Raw genomic sequence first — 15,734 nt, forward strand, 5'->3', positions numbered from 1 at the left:
CCATGTTTAACAGAAGAAACTTTCTGGGTGTCGGCGCCGCAATGGTCTCCTCGGCGGCCTGGGCGAAAACATCCAACACCAGCCTGCCGGAAGCGGCCGCGATGGAAACGGCTGCGACCCAGGCCCCGGTCAAGCCCACCACCGGCCCGGATTACAACCCCGTCGTCACCCTCAACGGCTGGACCCTGCCCTTCCGGATGAACAACGGCGTCAAGGAATTCCACCTTGTCGCCGAGCCGGTGGAGCGCGAAATGGCGGAGGGCATGACCGCCCGCCTCTGGGGTTATAACGGCCAGTCGCCCGGTCCGACCATCGAGGCCGTCGAAGGCGACCGGGTACGTATTTTCGTCACCAACAAGCTGCCGGAACATACGACGATCCACTGGCACGGCATGATCCTCCCATCCGGCATGGACGGCGTCGGCGGGTTGTCGCAGCCGCATATCCCGGTTGGCAAAACCTTCGTCTACGAGTTCGACCTCGTGAAATCCGGCACCTTCATGTACCACCCGCATTCGGACGAGATGGTGCAGATGGCGATGGGCATGATGGGCTTCTTCGTGATCCATCCGAAGGACCCGGCCTTCATGCCGGTGGACCGCGACTTCGTGTTCCTCATCAATGCCTTCGACATCGATCCCGGCTCCTATGTGCCGAAGATCATGACCATGACCGACTTCAATCTGTGGTCATGGAACAGCCGGGTGTTTCCGGGCATCGATCCGCTGGTGGTTTCCAAGGACGACCGGGTGCGCGTGCGCGTCGGCAACCTGACCATGACCAACCATCCGATCCACATGCACGGTTACGATTTCGAAGTGACCTGCACGGACGGCGGCTGGGTGCGGCCCGAGGCGCGCTGGCCGGAGGTGAGCATCGATATCCCCGTGGGTGCGATGCGGGCCTATGAATTCGACGCCAAATATGTCGGCGACTGGGCGATCCATTGCCACAAGTCGCACCATACGATGAATGCGATGGGACATGACGTTCCGACCTTCATCGGCGTCGACAAGAAGAGCGTCGCGGAGAAAATCCGCAAGGTGCGGCCGGAATATATGCCGATGGGCACCGCCGGCATGGCCGATATGGGCGCGATGGAAATGGAAATCCCTGAGAATACCGTACCCATGATGACGGGTTGGGGTCCGCACGGCCCCATCGAGATGGGCGGCATGTTCTCCGTGGTGAAGGTCCGCGAAGGCATCTCCGCGGGCGATTACTCAGATCCCGGCTGGTACGAAAACCCGCCCGGAACCCAGGCCTGGGAATGGACCGGCGAGTTGCCGGATACGACCAAGACCAATGACCCCAAAACGCAGATCACGCCGAAACCGATGAAACACGGCTGATCGCGCAGACCCCAACCCCCACAAGAACCCCCATCAAAATCAAGGAACATACAGAATGACCAAACTGAAAATTGCACTGCTTCTCACCGCTCTCGCCACGCCCGCCCTTGCATCGGGCACCCACGGCGGCGGCCATGAAGCGATGGCGATCGGCGAACCGGGCGACAAGGCCAAGGTGACCCAGACCATTCAGGTGACGATGAAGGAAACGCCTGACGGCAAGATGGTGTTCACGCCCGCCAAGTTCGACTTCAAGAAGGGCAAGACGGTTCGCTTTGTCGTGAAGAATGTCGGCGAGCTGGACCATGAATTCATTCTCGACGAACAGAAGGCCAATCTGGAGCACAAGGCCGCCATGGAGAAGGCTCCGGAGATGGAGCACGACAATCCGAACGCGATCAGCCTCGCGCCCGGCGAAAGCGGCGAAATCATCTGGAAATTCACCAATGACGGCATGTTCGAATTCGCCTGCCTGAAACCCGGGCACTACGAGGCCGGCATGCGCGGCGATCTCAAAGTTTCTGCAAAGTAACCCGGCAACAAAGGAATCTGACCATGAAGACCATCGTTAAAATCACCGTTGCAGCGGCACTCCTGCTCACCGCTCCCCTCAGTGCATTCGCAGAGGAATTCACCAAGGGAACGGTAAAGAAGGTCGATGCCGCCGCCAAGAAGGTCACCATCATCCATGAAGAACTGAAGAACCTCGACATGCCGGCCATGACGATGGTGTTCCGCGTCAAGGACGATGCGATCCTCGCCAAGCTCAAGGAAGGCGCCAATATCGAGTTCGTCGCCGAACGCGCCGACGGCAAGCTGGTCGTCGCCCAGGTGAAATAAGGCCTCCGGTCGCTCGGCAAGAAACAGCAAGGGCAGCGGTTTTCCGCTGCCCTTTTGATATTGGGCGGATGGGATTCCCCTCGGCCTTATTGTTCCGCAAATGGTCTTATTTCCGCGACAGGCCGCGTCCCGTCGACCCTGCGCGAGAAGGCGGCGTCTATCGCCTGTCGGTTGTTCATGAACGGTCGCTGGAGCAGAAGGAACACCGCGAGCATCAAGGGCCATGCAATCAGGACATCGGAGAGGAAGTGAGCGCCCATTGCCACCCTGTTCAGGGAGACAATCACGATGAATGGCGCCAGTATCGCGATGCCGATCAGGCGAAATTTCTCTGGCAGGAGAATGGTGAAGGCCAGAAGGGCGGCTGCGGAAGCGCTTTCACCGGAAGGAAAAGAGCAATTTCGGGCGCAGCCACCGTCAAGGGAAAGAACCGGTGTAAACAACAGGTCTCCCCCGAACTCGCCAAGATGGCGCGGTCTTGCCCTGCCAAACGCATTCTTCAGTATATGAACCGAGGCGCCCGGTCCCAGAGCAAAAAAGACGCCAATAAGCAGCAGCTTGTGCGGTGGAAAAACCCGGGGGAGACTGCCCGAAAATGGCATGAGGACAAGCATGCACACCAGCCCCGACAATAAAACCGGCGGAAGCATGCGGTTCAGATCTCGGACGGAAATCAGGAACTCATCCTCGCCAAGGTGGAAACGGTCCGTCCAGAATTGCCGGCTCACCTCAAGATCGATATCCGACCTGATCGTGAAGACGATCATCATCGCAAGAGCGACCAGAAGAGCCAGCAGGGAGGAACTGCCGGAAGCACGCAAAAAAGCCTGACGGGCGACATGGATGGCGCCTGCGCGAAATTTCGACCTCTGGGTCCAATTCCGCTTTTTCCGGTCGGTTTTACTGGCGAGAGGCTGTTGCATGGCCAGTTCTCTTCCGCAGAAATGTCAAGGCTTTGCGGAGAAAGAGACAAGACTGCGAGGAAAGCGGCACCGATAGTGTTTATTCGGGGATGAAGGCTCTTGCCCGATGTTTCGCATCCGCTTAGCGTCCCGGCGTTACCACGGCTTACAGAAGCAGATTTGCGGATCGAGTATGGACAAAGGGCTTATTCTGATCGTCGAAGACGACCCCGATATTATTCAGATTCTGGACGCCTATCTCATTCGCGAAGGATACAGAACCGTCAGGGCGAGCGACGGAGAAATAGCGCTGACGCATTTCTCCATGTTGAGACCGGATCTGGTTCTCCTCGACATTCGCCTGCCGAAGTTCGATGGCATCGAGGTGTTGAACCGCATCCGGCGGGAACGGGATACGCCTGTCATCATGGTCACCTCCCTTGCGGAGGATATGGACAAGCTGACCGGCCTTCGCCTTGGCGCTGACGATTACATCGTCAAACCTTTCAATCCCCACGAATTGATCGCGCGGGTGAATGCCGTGCTGAAACGCACGCGACAGCCGGCCGCCGGTGGGGTCTTGCGCTTCGGGGCCATCGAAGTGGACACCGAAGCCTATGTCGCGGCCGTTTGCGGCGATGGGGGACGGACCGTTCTGCCCCTGACGCTGAGCGAGTTCAGGATACTCGCCCATATGACGCGCCGCCCCACCCACGCCTTTCAGCGCGCCGATATTCTGGATGCCTGCCTGCCGGAAAGCGATGCGCTGGCGCGCACCATCGACACGCACATCGCCAATCTGCGCAAGAAACTGGCCGATCATGGCGCCTGCGGTTATCTGATCTCGGTGCGCAGCGTCGGTTATCGGCTGGCCGGGGAGCAGAAACCATGAAGTTATGGCGACTGCGTCTGCGCACGATGACGGCGATCACGATCACCACGATGCTCATCTTTGCCGTCGCGTTGGTCTATTTCGGCGTTTCCTGGTATGCGGACAATATTGAAGAACGCATCATCGCCCAGCTGTCGCCCGATGCCTCCAAGGCCTTCTCGGATATCGACCGGGGCGTGATGCCGGATCAGCGCCAGCTTCAGGCCCTTGTCGAGGTTTTGCCGGGCCTGGAGGATGAGGCGGATAACGAGCTTATCAAATCGGTGTTCGTCTTCGGATTGCTCGGTGTCCTTCTGTGCAGCCTGCTCGGTTACTTCATCTCGCGGCGCATTGCGGCACCTCTCGGCGAACTTGCAGATGCTGCGCGGCGCATGGCGACCGGCGATTTCAGCGGAGGCGCAAAGATCAAGGCGAACCCCATCACCGAAGTCGCATTTCTGGTCGACAGTTTCGAGAGTCTGACGCGGGAGCTTCAGATGATGGAGCGCCGGCTGAAGTTCAACACGATGGCGGTGGCCCATGAATTGCGTACCCCGCTTACGATCCTGCAGGGTCGTTTGCACGGCATCGCGGATGACGTCTTTCCCCTCGACAAGCAAGCCATTCGCCACCTCATCGTCCATGTGGAGGGGCTGGCGCGTCTTGTTGATGATTTGCGCACACTTTCCCTGGCGGAAACCAACAGCCTCGTCAAAGACACACAGCCGCTTGATCTTGCCGCCGAATGCGCGGCCGTGGCTGAAGCGGCGCGGCCGCTGATGGATGAGGCCGGCATCGATATCGATATGTCGCTGGAGCCCGCTCCCATTTGCGGCGACCGCCAACGCCTTCGGCAGCTATTGCTGATCCTGATGGACAATGTGCGCCGCTATGCGGCGAGCGGCAAGTTTCTGCGCTGTTCGACCGGTCTTCAGGATGGGCGACCCTTCGTCACGATCGAGGATAAAGGGCCGGGCTTTCCCCCCGGCGTCGAGGCGCACGGCATCGAACTCTTCTGGCGGATGGAACCGTCACGCGCACGCAAAACCGGTGGCACGGGGCTCGGCCTGTCGATTGCCCGCGCAATCGCACGGGCGCATGACAGCGATCTGCAGATAAAGACGCGACCGGACGGCGGAGCCATCGTGACTGTTCTCTTCGCGCAAACGCCCTGAAAGATTTCCGCGGGCAATCCGTTGCGGCAACGAACCGGTCTTCATGGAAGACAGGCTGTTTCTCGACAGAATCTCGACAATTCCCGCGCATGCCCCCGGCTGAACGCTCATGTTCTGCCGGAAGCCCACGTATGTCGCGCATTCAAGATGCTGCCGTTCTGGCAGAGAAACGCCCGGTCACCGATAAGGTGGTCCAGACGGTTTCGGAAACACCTCATTTTTTGCTGTTCCGGAGAATTATGACCTTTGCCGGACGTGCCCACTGGAAGCGGGCAGTCCTTTTCTGGATGCGCTTTGCAGCCAATCCATTGGTCACCTTTCGATGGTGGTGGTTTCTGGCCGGGTTTTCAGCGGAGCGAGAATTGCCGCTCCCGCATGACGACCTTCTCCAAAAACCGCTTTCGAAATTCCTGATCAATAAAGTTTCCCGGAAGAGGCGGCTGGCTTTTCTCATGGACAATTTCGCAATTGCGGACCGGCATTTTCACAGGAGCACCACGGCCGGGCTGTGGGCGGGAAAAACCATGGACATGGGCACCGTTCGCGGCCGGAACGATGAATATCGATGCATCCTGGCGTTGGCGGATCGTTGCGGCGGCCGGCACGAGGGCGCTTTGGCTGTCAGGCTCGTGCGCGACCACGACAACGCCGTTTTGTGGACGGCGACTTTTACTTTTCTGGCAGGATGCGAAACGCAGCACCACACGATTGTCGTTGGAGGCATGCAGGGTCCGCGCGCCGCAAAAGAGCAAATGGTGTCGGTGACGCGCGATCTCTCGGGACTTCGCCCCAAGGAAGCAGCGCTGATGGTTCTGCAAGGTCTCGCCTGCGAGGGTGCGCTCAGCTACTTCGCTGTCGCCCAATCCAGACACCCCATTCGCTACCGTCGCGCCCGGCGGCAAAAAATGATGGTTTCAGACATCGATGCCTTCTGGCGGGAACGCTCCGGCGAACCGGACAAGACATTCGGTTTCAAAGTGCCATTCTCCAGCCTCGAGGGGAGAGACAAGCGCAGCCACATGAAATTGTCTTTTTTCAACCTCGGCAAACGCTTCTGCGAGAGCAAGGCAACCGAAAGCGCCTAGGGATATCGTGGAGAAAGTCTTGCGGGGAAGGGTCGGGAGGCTCCGCCCGTGCCCATATTTTCGCGCCGCGTCGTGGTGCGAAAGTTACAGCTAATAAATATGATAAAAAAAATCATCTTTATCGGCCCGGCCGTCTTGCTGCGCGCGGATGGCCGGTGTTATCCAGAGACCATGCAGCAAATTGACAGCCCGGATCTTCTGGACGCGTTTTTGAATGTGAAGAGCAAGCTTGCCGCGGCGATCTATCACCGCGTGCGTTGCCACGCGACCACCTTCGATCTCGTGCAGGACACGTTCCTGCGATTGTGGGAGCGGCGGAAGCTGCTGGGCCTCACCGGCGATCTTTGCGGTTATGTCATCATCACCGGCAGAAACCTTGCCATAGACCATGAGCGGCGCAAGCGCATCGCCCCGGTCTTTACCGGCATCGAACATCTTGCTTTCGTCGCCGATCCCTCGCCCACGCAGGAAACCTGCATGATCGGGCGGCAGGAGCTGGAACGCCTGCAAATGCTCGTCGATGCCCTGCCGCCGCGATGCCGGGACGTGTTTCTGCTTTCGCGCATCGAAGGCCTGACCTTCGTGGAAATCGGCCAGCGGCTGCATATTTCGCCGAAAACCGCTTTCGGCCATATGGTCACCGCTCTTGAAAAGCTAAAGACCGGCATGACGCCGCCGGGCGAGAGATGAAGGTGGCCGCGGACAAGGATGTGACCGCGGAGACGCCGGCCGGCAGCGAAACCGCAGCCCAAGGTGACGAAGCCGCAATAGCGCATGCGGCGGCAAGCTGGTTTGCGCATTTTCTGGAACCCGGCGCCACCGCGGCCGACGAAAGCGAATTCCGGCGCTGGATCGAGGCCGACGAGCGGCATGCCCGCGCCTATGCCGATATCGAGCGCATATGGCTCGGCGCCGGCATGGCGCCGCAGCTTGCACAGGCGCAGCCGCTTGGCCGCCGTCGGTTGCTGAAAAACGGCGCGGCGGGACTTCTGCTGATAGGCGGCGTCGGAGCCGCAGCCTGGCAGGCGACGCGCCCGGCGGGTGACTATGAAACCGCGATTGGCGAGACCCGCAGCATCGCACTTTCCGACGGTTCGACCGTCGAGCTTTCCACATCGAGCGCCATTTCCGTGAATTTCACCCCGCAGCGGCGGCAGATCACGCTGCTGTCGGGTGAGGCGTTCTTCCGGGTCGCGCCGGATCGGAACCGGCCATTTTCCGTCATTGCGGAAGACCTGGTGACCACGGCGCTCGGCACCGCCTTTTCCGTCTGTCGCGCAGGTTCCTCCGTCTCGGTTTCGGTGGCCGAACATGCCGTCGAGGTCGCCGCCAGACAGTCGCGGCAGGCGGTGGAGGCCGGTTACAGCATCTCCTACCGGGACGGTGTTCTCTCGCGACCCGAAGCAACCGATATCGAAACGCGGCTTGCGTGGCGGCAGGGCAAGCTGGTCTTCATCTCGACGCCCCTCAAAGAGGTGGTCGCGCGACTGGAGCAATGGCGTCGCGGCCGCATGATCGTTCTGGGCGATGCGCTCGGCAGACAGCCGGTGACGATGATCGTCGATGTCAGACGCCGGGAAAAAATCGGGCAAATCCTCGAAGAGGGCCTGCCCGTCACGGTCACCGATTATTCCCCCTGGCTGTCGGTCATCCGCCAGCGCTAGAGCATTTCAAGGAAAAGCGGCGCGCGGGCATCCGTCCGGAAATGCGAAAACACTCCAGGGGCATTGCCTGCACAGGCGCTTAAAAAATTTTGTCCGGGGACCGAGGTTTTGCGCAAACGGAATCGTACTCGTGTTTTGAGGCCGTCATTGCGGCAACAGGAGCAGGGGAAGGTATATTACCGTGTCTAAGCGTAAAAATCATTTCAGCCACCGTCATTCAGCAACCGGATCATTTCGTATCCTGCTTCTCGCCACCGTCGCCGGCCTTGCCCTGACCGGCCCTCTGCCGGCGGCCGCGCAGACGGCGACGCAGGCAAGCGCGCTGCAATTTTCAATCGCGCCGCAGCCGCTCTCGAGCGCGCTGGTGCGTTATTCCTCCATCACCGGCGTCGATGTCGTGTTCAACGGCGAAATTCCGGCGACGGTGAGGACGGCGGGTGTCACAGGCGCGTTCAGCCGCAAGGATGCTCTCACGCGCCTGCTTGCCGGAACCGGCCTTTCCTATACCTTCACCAGCGCCAACACCGTGCGGCTCAGCAACCCTGGCACCGCCGCAGCGCCGGTTGCGGGCTCCACCCTGCTCCAGCCCATCGAACTGACGGGCAACAGGGGCGGCGGTGACAACGCCACCGTGGCGGCCAAGAACAGCTCCGGCGCCACCAAGCTCGATACGCCGCTCATCGAGACGCCCCGCTCGGTTGCGGTCGTCACCAAAAAGGAAATGCAGCAGCGCGGCGTGCAGGACATCATCGAGGCCGTGCGTTATTCCGCCGGCGTCACCACCGGCACCGCCGCCGGCTTCGACCCGCGCTTCGACCAGATCTATATTCGCGGCTACGACGCCACCACCATGGGCGACTACAAGGACGGGCTGCGTCAGCCCTATTTGAACTACGGCATGTTCCGCACCGATCCCTATTCGCTGGAGCGTGTGGAAATCGTCCGTGGCCCGATCTCGGTGCTTTATGGCGCAGGCACGCCCGCCGGCATCGTCAACAAGACGTCGAAGCTCGCAAACGGCACGCGCATTCGCGAGGTCGAGGCGCTTTACGGCACGGAAACCCGCAAGCAGGCCGCCTTCGATATCGGTGACACGATAGACGCTGACGGTACATTGTCATACCGCGTGGTCGGACTGGCGCGCGCCGGCGACACCAATTTCGATATTGCCGACGACCGTTATTTCCTTCAGCCGTCCTTTACCTGGAAGCCGTCCGACCAGACCAGCCTCACCGTTTACGGGCTCATCCAGTCCACCGAAACCGACGCTTCGGTCGCCGCGCTGACCGATCCCGCCGGCAATGTCCTGCGGCTGCGTGGAAGCGATCCCGACTACGATTATCAGAAGATCCGCCAGCAGCAGGTGGGCTATAATTTCGAGCACGAATTCAACGATACACTGACCTTCAGGCAGAATCTGCGTTATTCGCATATGGATCTACGCAGCCGTTATCTCAGCGTATCGAGCTGGACCGGCACCGTCGCCCATCGCGATCCCTGGGCGATCCGCGACGACATGAAGGCCTTCCAGGCCGACAACCAGCTTGAGTGGAGCTTCGACACCGGCCCCGTTTCCCATACGCTGCTGACCGGCCTCGACTACAGCAATGTGAAGTCTTCATTCGCCTATGGTTATGCATCCGGCGGCTCCGCCTTCGATTTCGATATCGCCAATCCGCGCTACGGTTTCTCCGGACCCACGCCCGCCTACAGCGCCTATCAGTCGGAAGCCGATCTGCGGCAGGTCGGGCTTTATGCCCTCGACCAGATGGAACTGGACAAATGGCGTTTTACCCTCGGCGGACGGCAGACCTGGGTGGACCAGACCCGGCAGGGACCGGTGACGGAAGACGTGCAGAAGGACGCCTTCACCGTTCAGGCAGGCGCACTCTATGCCTTTGACAACGGCGTTTCGCCCTTCTTCAGCTATGCCACCTCCTTCGATCCGGTTACCAAGCTTTCCGCCACCGGCGAAACGCTGAAGCCCACCGAAGGCGAACAGTTCGAACTGGGCGTGAAATATCAGCCGCCCGGAACAGACATCATGCTTTCGGCGGTCGCCTATCATCTGGCGGAGAAGAACAAGCCCGTGGCGATCGATCCCGCCGGCCTGATATTCCGCTCGCTCGGCGAGGTGACCAACAAGGGCTTCGAACTGGAGGCGAAGGCCAATATCGCCGCCGGCTGGGATGTGATCGCCGCCTATAGCTACACCCACTCCAGGATCACGGCGGGCGACGACGCCGGCAATACACCGTCCTCGGTGCCGACCCATGTGGCCTCTCTCTGGGCGAACTATACCTTCCAGGAAGATACGCCTCTCCATGGCCTCTCGGCCGGAGCGGGCCTGCGCTATGTCGGTGAAAGCTATACCAGCACCAAAAACATCGCGAAGAACGATGCCGCCATCTATCTCGACGCCGCTCTTTCCTACGATTTCGGCGCGCTCGACAAGGATTATGACGGCCTCGTCGCGTCCTTCAACGTCCGCAACATCGCCGACGACCGCAATGTCGCCTGCACGGACGGTTATTGCTATCTCGGACAGGGCAGGAACATCACGGCGTCCCTGAAATATCGCTGGTAACCGTGGCGACCGCAGGCGGCAACCCGGTGGCGGGGCGCATGGCGAAGACCATGGCGCCCTGCCCGCAATCGGCGCATGAAGAGCTGCCGGACTTCGCGTCCGTCGGCTCTTTCGGCTATTGTACGGACAAGTTCCTGCTTGCACCGCCCTGCGGTGCGGAGGTTCTGCCCTGCCGGCAGCTTGCCTGCGAAGATGTTTTTTGCGGCTTGATGTCCCGCCACAACGCTGCCCATCCGGACGCCGACCCGAGAGCCGCGGCGTCGCTCTGGACACTTTATTATTTCAGCCTGCTGACCATCACGCCCACCGTCTGCCGCCTCGTGCACGGCCGTCGCCTGCCTCTGGCTCTCGGCGATCTGAGCGTGATCATCGATCCGGAAAACGCCCTGCCGGTCGCATTCCTGCTCCCCCATGCCGGCGATCAGGCCGGCAAGGCATCCGCACCCGAAGATCTGCATGGGCTTTTGCGCGATCACCTCGCGGCACTCATCCCCTCCATCGCCAGGGCTTCGAAACTTGCTCCCAAATTGCTGTGGAACAATGCCGCCGTCTATCTGTCGTGGATCATCGGGGAAATCGAAACGCAGGCCGATCCGGCGCTCGCACGCGCCTGCCGGGCGGTTATCGACGATGCCCTGTGGCCGGATGGCAGCCGCAATCCCATGTCCGGCATGGTGGTTAAGGGCAACAGGCGCGTTTGCTGCCTGCGATACATGATCCCCACCATTGGCGGATGCGGCGCAAGCTGTCCTCTGCCCTGCGGACAAAACCGGGACACGCATGATGCCTGACCATTCGCCCACTCGCCGCCTGCTGATGGCCGCAGCGCTGACCCTGCCATGGCAGAGCGGTGCGAAAGCAGCGATGCCGAAGGGTGGCATCGTCTCGCTCGATTACGGGCTTGCTTCCACCCTGCTCGCGCTCGGCACCGCGCCGGCGGCCATCGCCGCACGCGCGGACTGGGACACATGGATGGTGGAGCCTGCCATGCCGGAAGGCGTGGCCGACCTCGGCTTGACCGCCGAAATCAATTTCGAAGTGCTGGCGAGGCTGAAACCCGACATCATCCTGTCAACGCCTTTCCTTGCCTCGCTTACCCCGAAATTACAGTCGATCGCTCCGGTGATGGAATTTCCCATCTATACACCGGAAAGCGACGCCCTGACGGCGTCCTACGCCGCGACCCGCAAGCTTGCCGCGGCCCTTGGCAGGGAACAGCGGGGAGAGGATTTCCTCTCACGGGCCGAAGCCTGCTTTGCCGATTGCCGCCGCCGGCTTGAAAAATTGCGGCCGCCGCCGGTCGCCGTCATCAATTTCATGGATGAGCGCCATGCGCGGGTCTATGGCGGCTCCGGTCTTTATCAGGGCGCCATGGAAAAGATCGGTCTTGCCAATGCCTGGCCGGGAAAGACCAATTATTGGGGGTTCGAAACCATTGCGCTGGAGGCGCTGGCCATCCTTTCGGCGGATGCCCGGCTCATCGCCTTCGAACCGCTGACACCGCCCGACATTCTCTCGCGGCTCGATCAAAGCCCGCTCTGGAGCAATCTGCCCTTCGTCCGGGCGGGCCGGGTCTCCACCCTTCCCGGCGTGCTGATGTTCGGCATGGTGCAGGAAGCCATGCGGTTTGCCCGTCTGGTGACCGAGCATCTGGAAAGCCACGCCTGATGCCGCCGGTCCTCCTGCGCCTCCTCACCCCCGCCGGTGTTGCCGCCAGCCTCTTCTTCCTCGGCGCCATCTTTGCCGTCAGCGATATCTGGCCGGATCTGCATCGATTGAGCGGCGGCGGTGCGCAATATGATGTTGAGCGGCTCATGCTGCTCTATTCCACCCTGCCGCGCATGGCGACGGCGCTTCTGGCGGGTGCTGCACTGGCGCTGGCCGGCGCATTGTTGCAGCAGGCCTTGCGCAACCCCCTCGCCTCGCCCTCAACGCTCGGCATTTCAGCGGGCGCCAATCTTGCCGTTGCCGCAACCATGTTCGCCTTTCCCACCCTGGAAAGCATCAGCCGCGATGTGGTGGCGATGGCAGGCAGCGCATTGGCCGCCCTTGCAGTGTTTTCCATCGGCGCAAGACGCGGATTTTCACCGCTGTCGCTCGTCCTCGCCGGTCTGATGATCGGCATCTGGTGCGCCGCCGCCTCGGCCATTCTCGTCCTCCTCAACGACCGGTATCTGAGCGGCCTGTTCATCTGGGGTGCGGGGTCGCTGTCTCTGCAAAGCTGGGCCGTTCCCGTCACCCTCTTTCCGAAAATTCTGGTCTTGGCCGCGCTTGCCGGGCTGATCATGCGGCCTTTATCGCTGATGGAACTGGGAGATGTCAGCGCCGGAGCGCTCGGCCTTTCCGTCGTGCGGCTGCGGGTTCTTGCGGTATCGATCGCGGTTGCATTGGCCGCGCTTGTCACCAGCGCCGTCGGCGTCATCGGTTTCGTCGGCCTTGTCGCACCCGCCATAGCGCGGCTTGCGGGTGCCCGCCGCATCGCCCAGCAAATCCTCTGGTCTCCGCTCATCGGCGCAGGGCTGCTGCTTCTGACGGATGAAATCGTCAAACGCCTTTCGGATATCACCGGCGGGCTGATACCGACCGGCGCCATGACGGCCCTGTTCGGCGCGCCGCTGGTGCTGTTTCTGCTGCCCCGCCTGAAAGCCATGCAGAGGGAATTGCCCGCTCCGCCGCCGGGCATCGTTAAACAGCGTCGCCTTTCCCCCATCATGGTCCTGTCTTTCGTTGGCCTGCTGGTTGCGGGCGTAACGGCCGCCATTCTTTTCGGCCGCGCGCCGGATGGAAGCTGGGGTTTGCTGCCCGTCGGTGAGTGGAGCGAAATCCTGCCCTATCGCTGGCCGCGGGTCGTCGCGGCCTTCGCAGCCGGGAGCCTGCTTGGTGCAGCCGGCGCCATTCTCCAGCGCCTGACCGGCAACGAGATAGCAAGTCCGGAAGTGCTTGGCGTTTCAGCCGGTGCGACGCTGGGCATGGCCGTCGCGCTTTTTGCCTTCACCGCCTCCGGGCCGATGCTGCAACTGGGTTTTGCGAGCGCCGGCGCCGCCGTGGTTCTTTTCGCCATCCTGTCGCTCGGCCTCAGGTCAGGCTTCACGCCCGAGCGTGTTCTTCTGACCGGCGTGGTGCTGACGGCCATGCTCGACGCGGTGATCGGCGTGCTGGCGGCCGGCGGCGACCCGCGCGCCATGATGATCATTCGCTGGATGGGAGGCTCGACCTATCTCGTCGATGGTTTCACCGCCCGGATCGCGGTCGCCTGCGCGGTGGTTTTCGCAACCATGGCCATTCTGGCGCACCGGTGGCTTACCCTGCTGCCGCTCGGCGCGGGTGCTGCGCGGGAACTCGGCGTCCATGTTGCTTCGGCACGGGCCGCACTGTTCATTCTCGCGGCCGCCATGACGGCGACGGCGACGCTCATCATCGGCCCCTTGAGTTTTGCCGGGCTGATGGGGCCGCACCTTGCCCGTGAAACCGGATTTCGCCGCGCCGGCCCGCATCTCATCGCCGCGGCACTCGCCGCCGGCTGCCTGATGGTGCTTGCCGACTGGGTGGGGCGAATGGCAGCCTTTCCCTACCAATTGCCCGCCGGCCTGGTTTCCGCTCTCGTCGGCGCACCGCTGCTCATGGTCCTGCTGGGGCGGAGGAAATAGCCTTCCCTTTGCGACCGTCGCCTAACCTTGGGCAGGCTTTCGCGCCGGGCCGAAGATCATGAAGCTGATGGCGGCGAGCAGCCAGACGCTGATGCCGGCATAGAGCATGACGAGGCCGAAGCCATCCGCAAGCGCCCGATGGACAAGTTCTTCCGAAACGCCCCGCGCCGAGGCGCCGGCAGTTCCCGCCGCGATCTTTTCCGCCAGCGACTGCAATTCATGCACATCCGCACCGGACGACAGATTCGCCCGAAGCGAAGCCCGGACGCCCTCCACCAGAATAAAGCCCATGATCGGGATGTTGATGGCGAGCGAAATCATCCGTGCGCTCATGTCGATGCCCGAGGCCATGCCGGAACGGGCGGGGGAAACCGCTCCCGTGGTGGTGTTGGTAACAGGCGTATTGGTCAGCCCGAGCCCGATACCGGCGAGGATGCAGCCGGGCAGCATGGTGAGCCAGCTCGCATTTTCGATGCCGCTTCCCAATTTCATCAGCATGAAACCGAGGCCGATGGTGAACAGCCCGGCCGGAATGACGAGGCGCGGCTGATAGCGCAGCGACAGGCGCTCCGCCAGCGGCGGCATCACCAGCGCCGGCAGCGTATAGGCAAGCAGGCCGAGGCCGGCGGTGACGCTGTCATAACCGAGGCCCGCCTGAAACCAGATCGGCAGATAGATCATGAACGGCCAGAAGCTGATATTCATCGCCGCCGAACCGATGATCGCCCCGGAAAAAGGCCTGATGCGGAACACGGAGAAGTCGAACATCGGTCTTGAACTAAGCTTTTCAGCAATCACGAAGGCAATGAAGCTAGCAGCCGCGACGCCGAGGATCAGAAGCGCCGCCGGGCTCACAAAACCGAGCGCGGGTCCCTGGGTGATGAAAAAGGCAAGGCAAAAAACGGCGACCGAAAGGGTGAGCATGCCGGCAAGATCGAGACGCGCCGCTTCCGGATCGCGCGATTCTCCGACGCCGCCCACGGCAAGCAGCCATGTTCCCGCGCCAAGCACGACGTGAACGAGGAACACCCATTCCCAGCGCCACAGCGCAACGATGGCGCCGCCGATGATCGGGCCGAAGCCCAGCCCCACGCCCGAGACGATGCCCCACCAGCCGAACGCCATGCCGCGTTCGCGGGCCGTGCGAAACTGATGCGACAGTATGGCGATCTGGCACACCAGCATTGCCCCGCCGCTCAGCCCCTGAAGGAAGCGGGCGCCGATCAGCACCGAGACGTTTTCCGTCATTCCGCAGGCCAGAGAGGAAAGCGCGAAAGCGACGATGCTGGCGATAAAGACACGTTTGCGGCCGAAGCGATCTGCCAGCGCCCCCGTCGCCATCAGCACCATCGTCACGCCGATGGTATAGGCGTTCATGATCCACTGAAGCTGGCGGAAATCCGCATGCAGCACCTGTTCGAGTGTTGGCAGGATCGCCGGAACGCTGGAAATTTCCAGTCCGAACATCAGGGCGGAGAGACAAACGGCAGCGAGCGCCATGGCGCTTCTGCTGCCCGCTGGGGCGGTAACGGCAAGGGTCATTCTTCAGCCTTTCATGGGTCGGCCCGCAATGCGAAAACCGATCTGTGGAGGAGGCACGCTAGACAAAGC

At 61.6% G+C, this 15,734-nt stretch carries 14 protein-coding genes; 12 read left to right on the forward strand and 2 right to left on the reverse strand.

What is annotated here, in order from left to right; genetic code table 11:
• Nucleotides 1-2: 2 nt before the first annotated feature.
• Genes ACQZ5G_RS17040 through ACQZ5G_RS17050 form a run of 3 tightly spaced genes read left to right on the forward strand, consistent with a single transcriptional unit; the run spans nt 3 to nt 2,192 of the window.
• Nucleotides 3-1,352 (forward strand): multicopper oxidase family protein, encoded by a 1,350-nt coding sequence (locus tag ACQZ5G_RS17040; RefSeq protein WP_448738369.1) that lies wholly within the window; start codon nt 3-5, stop codon nt 1,350-1,352.
• A 55-nt stretch (nt 1,353-1,407) separates the two neighbouring features.
• Nucleotides 1,408-1,884 carry a cupredoxin domain-containing protein gene (locus tag ACQZ5G_RS17045; protein ID WP_003522074.1) on the forward strand — a complete coding sequence of 159 codons (477 nt, stop codon included), beginning with the start codon at nt 1,408-1,410 and terminating at the stop codon, nt 1,882-1,884.
• A 23-nt stretch (nt 1,885-1,907) separates the two neighbouring features.
• Nucleotides 1,908-2,192 carry a copper-binding protein gene (locus tag ACQZ5G_RS17050; protein WP_003522073.1) on the forward strand — a complete coding sequence of 95 codons (285 nt, stop codon included), beginning with the start codon at nt 1,908-1,910 and terminating at the stop codon, nt 2,190-2,192.
• Nucleotides 2,193-2,278: 86 nt separating this feature from the next.
• Here the strand turns inward: ACQZ5G_RS17050 and ACQZ5G_RS17055 are convergent, their stop codons facing one another.
• The gene (locus ACQZ5G_RS17055; protein ID WP_448742673.1) at nt 2,279-2,920 is read right to left on the reverse strand and encodes a phosphatase PAP2 family protein; all 642 of its coding nucleotides are present in this window, start codon (nt 2,918-2,920) and stop codon (nt 2,279-2,281) included.
• A gap of 367 nt (nt 2,921-3,287) precedes the next feature.
• Between ACQZ5G_RS17055 and ACQZ5G_RS17060 the strand changes: the two genes are divergently transcribed.
• The 9 genes from ACQZ5G_RS17060 to fhuB all read left to right on the forward strand — a co-directional run bounded on the left by ACQZ5G_RS17060 (nt 3,288) and on the right by fhuB (nt 14,123).
• Entirely contained in the window at nt 3,288-3,986 is a 699-nt protein-coding gene (locus ACQZ5G_RS17060) for a response regulator (RefSeq protein ID WP_448738371.1), read from the forward strand.
• Nucleotides 3,983-5,140 carry an ATP-binding protein gene (locus ACQZ5G_RS17065; RefSeq protein ID WP_448738372.1) on the forward strand — a complete coding sequence of 386 codons (1,158 nt, stop codon included), beginning with the start codon at nt 3,983-3,985 and terminating at the stop codon, nt 5,138-5,140. Before ACQZ5G_RS17060 ends, ACQZ5G_RS17065 begins: the two co-directional genes overlap by 4 nt.
• 131 nt (nt 5,141-5,271) lie before the next feature.
• Nucleotides 5,272-6,225 (forward strand): DUF535 family protein, encoded by a 954-nt coding sequence (locus ACQZ5G_RS17070; RefSeq protein ID WP_448738373.1) that lies wholly within the window; start codon nt 5,272-5,274, stop codon nt 6,223-6,225.
• Between the two features lie 171 nt (nt 6,226-6,396).
• Nucleotides 6,397-6,915 (forward strand): RNA polymerase sigma factor, encoded by a 519-nt coding sequence (locus ACQZ5G_RS17075; protein WP_035264557.1) that lies wholly within the window; start codon nt 6,397-6,399, stop codon nt 6,913-6,915.
• Entirely contained in the window at nt 6,912-7,889 is a 978-nt protein-coding gene (locus tag ACQZ5G_RS17080) for a FecR family protein (protein WP_448738374.1), read from the forward strand. The genes ACQZ5G_RS17075 and ACQZ5G_RS17080 overlap by 4 nt, the downstream gene beginning before the upstream one ends.
• A gap of 181 nt (nt 7,890-8,070) precedes the next feature.
• Nucleotides 8,071-10,476 carry a TonB-dependent siderophore receptor gene (locus ACQZ5G_RS17085; protein ID WP_448738375.1) on the forward strand — a complete coding sequence of 802 codons (2,406 nt, stop codon included), beginning with the start codon at nt 8,071-8,073 and terminating at the stop codon, nt 10,474-10,476.
• 2 nt (nt 10,477-10,478) lie between these two features.
• A complete protein-coding gene (fhuF, locus tag ACQZ5G_RS17090) occupies nt 10,479-11,267 on the forward strand; it encodes a siderophore-iron reductase FhuF (protein ID WP_448742674.1) in 789 nt (262 codons plus the stop codon).
• Nucleotides 11,260-12,144 carry an iron-siderophore ABC transporter substrate-binding protein gene (locus ACQZ5G_RS17095; RefSeq protein WP_448738458.1) on the forward strand — a complete coding sequence of 295 codons (885 nt, stop codon included), beginning with the start codon at nt 11,260-11,262 and terminating at the stop codon, nt 12,142-12,144. Before fhuF ends, ACQZ5G_RS17095 begins: the two co-directional genes overlap by 8 nt.
• Nucleotides 12,144-14,123, forward strand: coding sequence for a Fe(3+)-hydroxamate ABC transporter permease FhuB (fhuB, locus tag ACQZ5G_RS17100; protein WP_448738377.1), 1,980 nt, complete (start codon nt 12,144-12,146; stop codon nt 14,121-14,123). The genes ACQZ5G_RS17095 and fhuB overlap by 1 nt, the downstream gene beginning before the upstream one ends.
• Nucleotides 14,124-14,144: 21 nt before the next feature.
• Here the strand turns inward: fhuB and ACQZ5G_RS17105 are convergent, their stop codons facing one another.
• Nucleotides 14,145-15,665, reverse strand: a complete 1,521-nt coding sequence (locus tag ACQZ5G_RS17105) for an MFS transporter (protein WP_448738378.1) — start codon at nt 15,663-15,665, stop codon at nt 14,145-14,147.
• Between the last annotated feature and the right edge of the window lie 69 nt (nt 15,666-15,734).

This window comes from Agrobacterium sp. 22-214-1 (assembly GCF_053522465.1).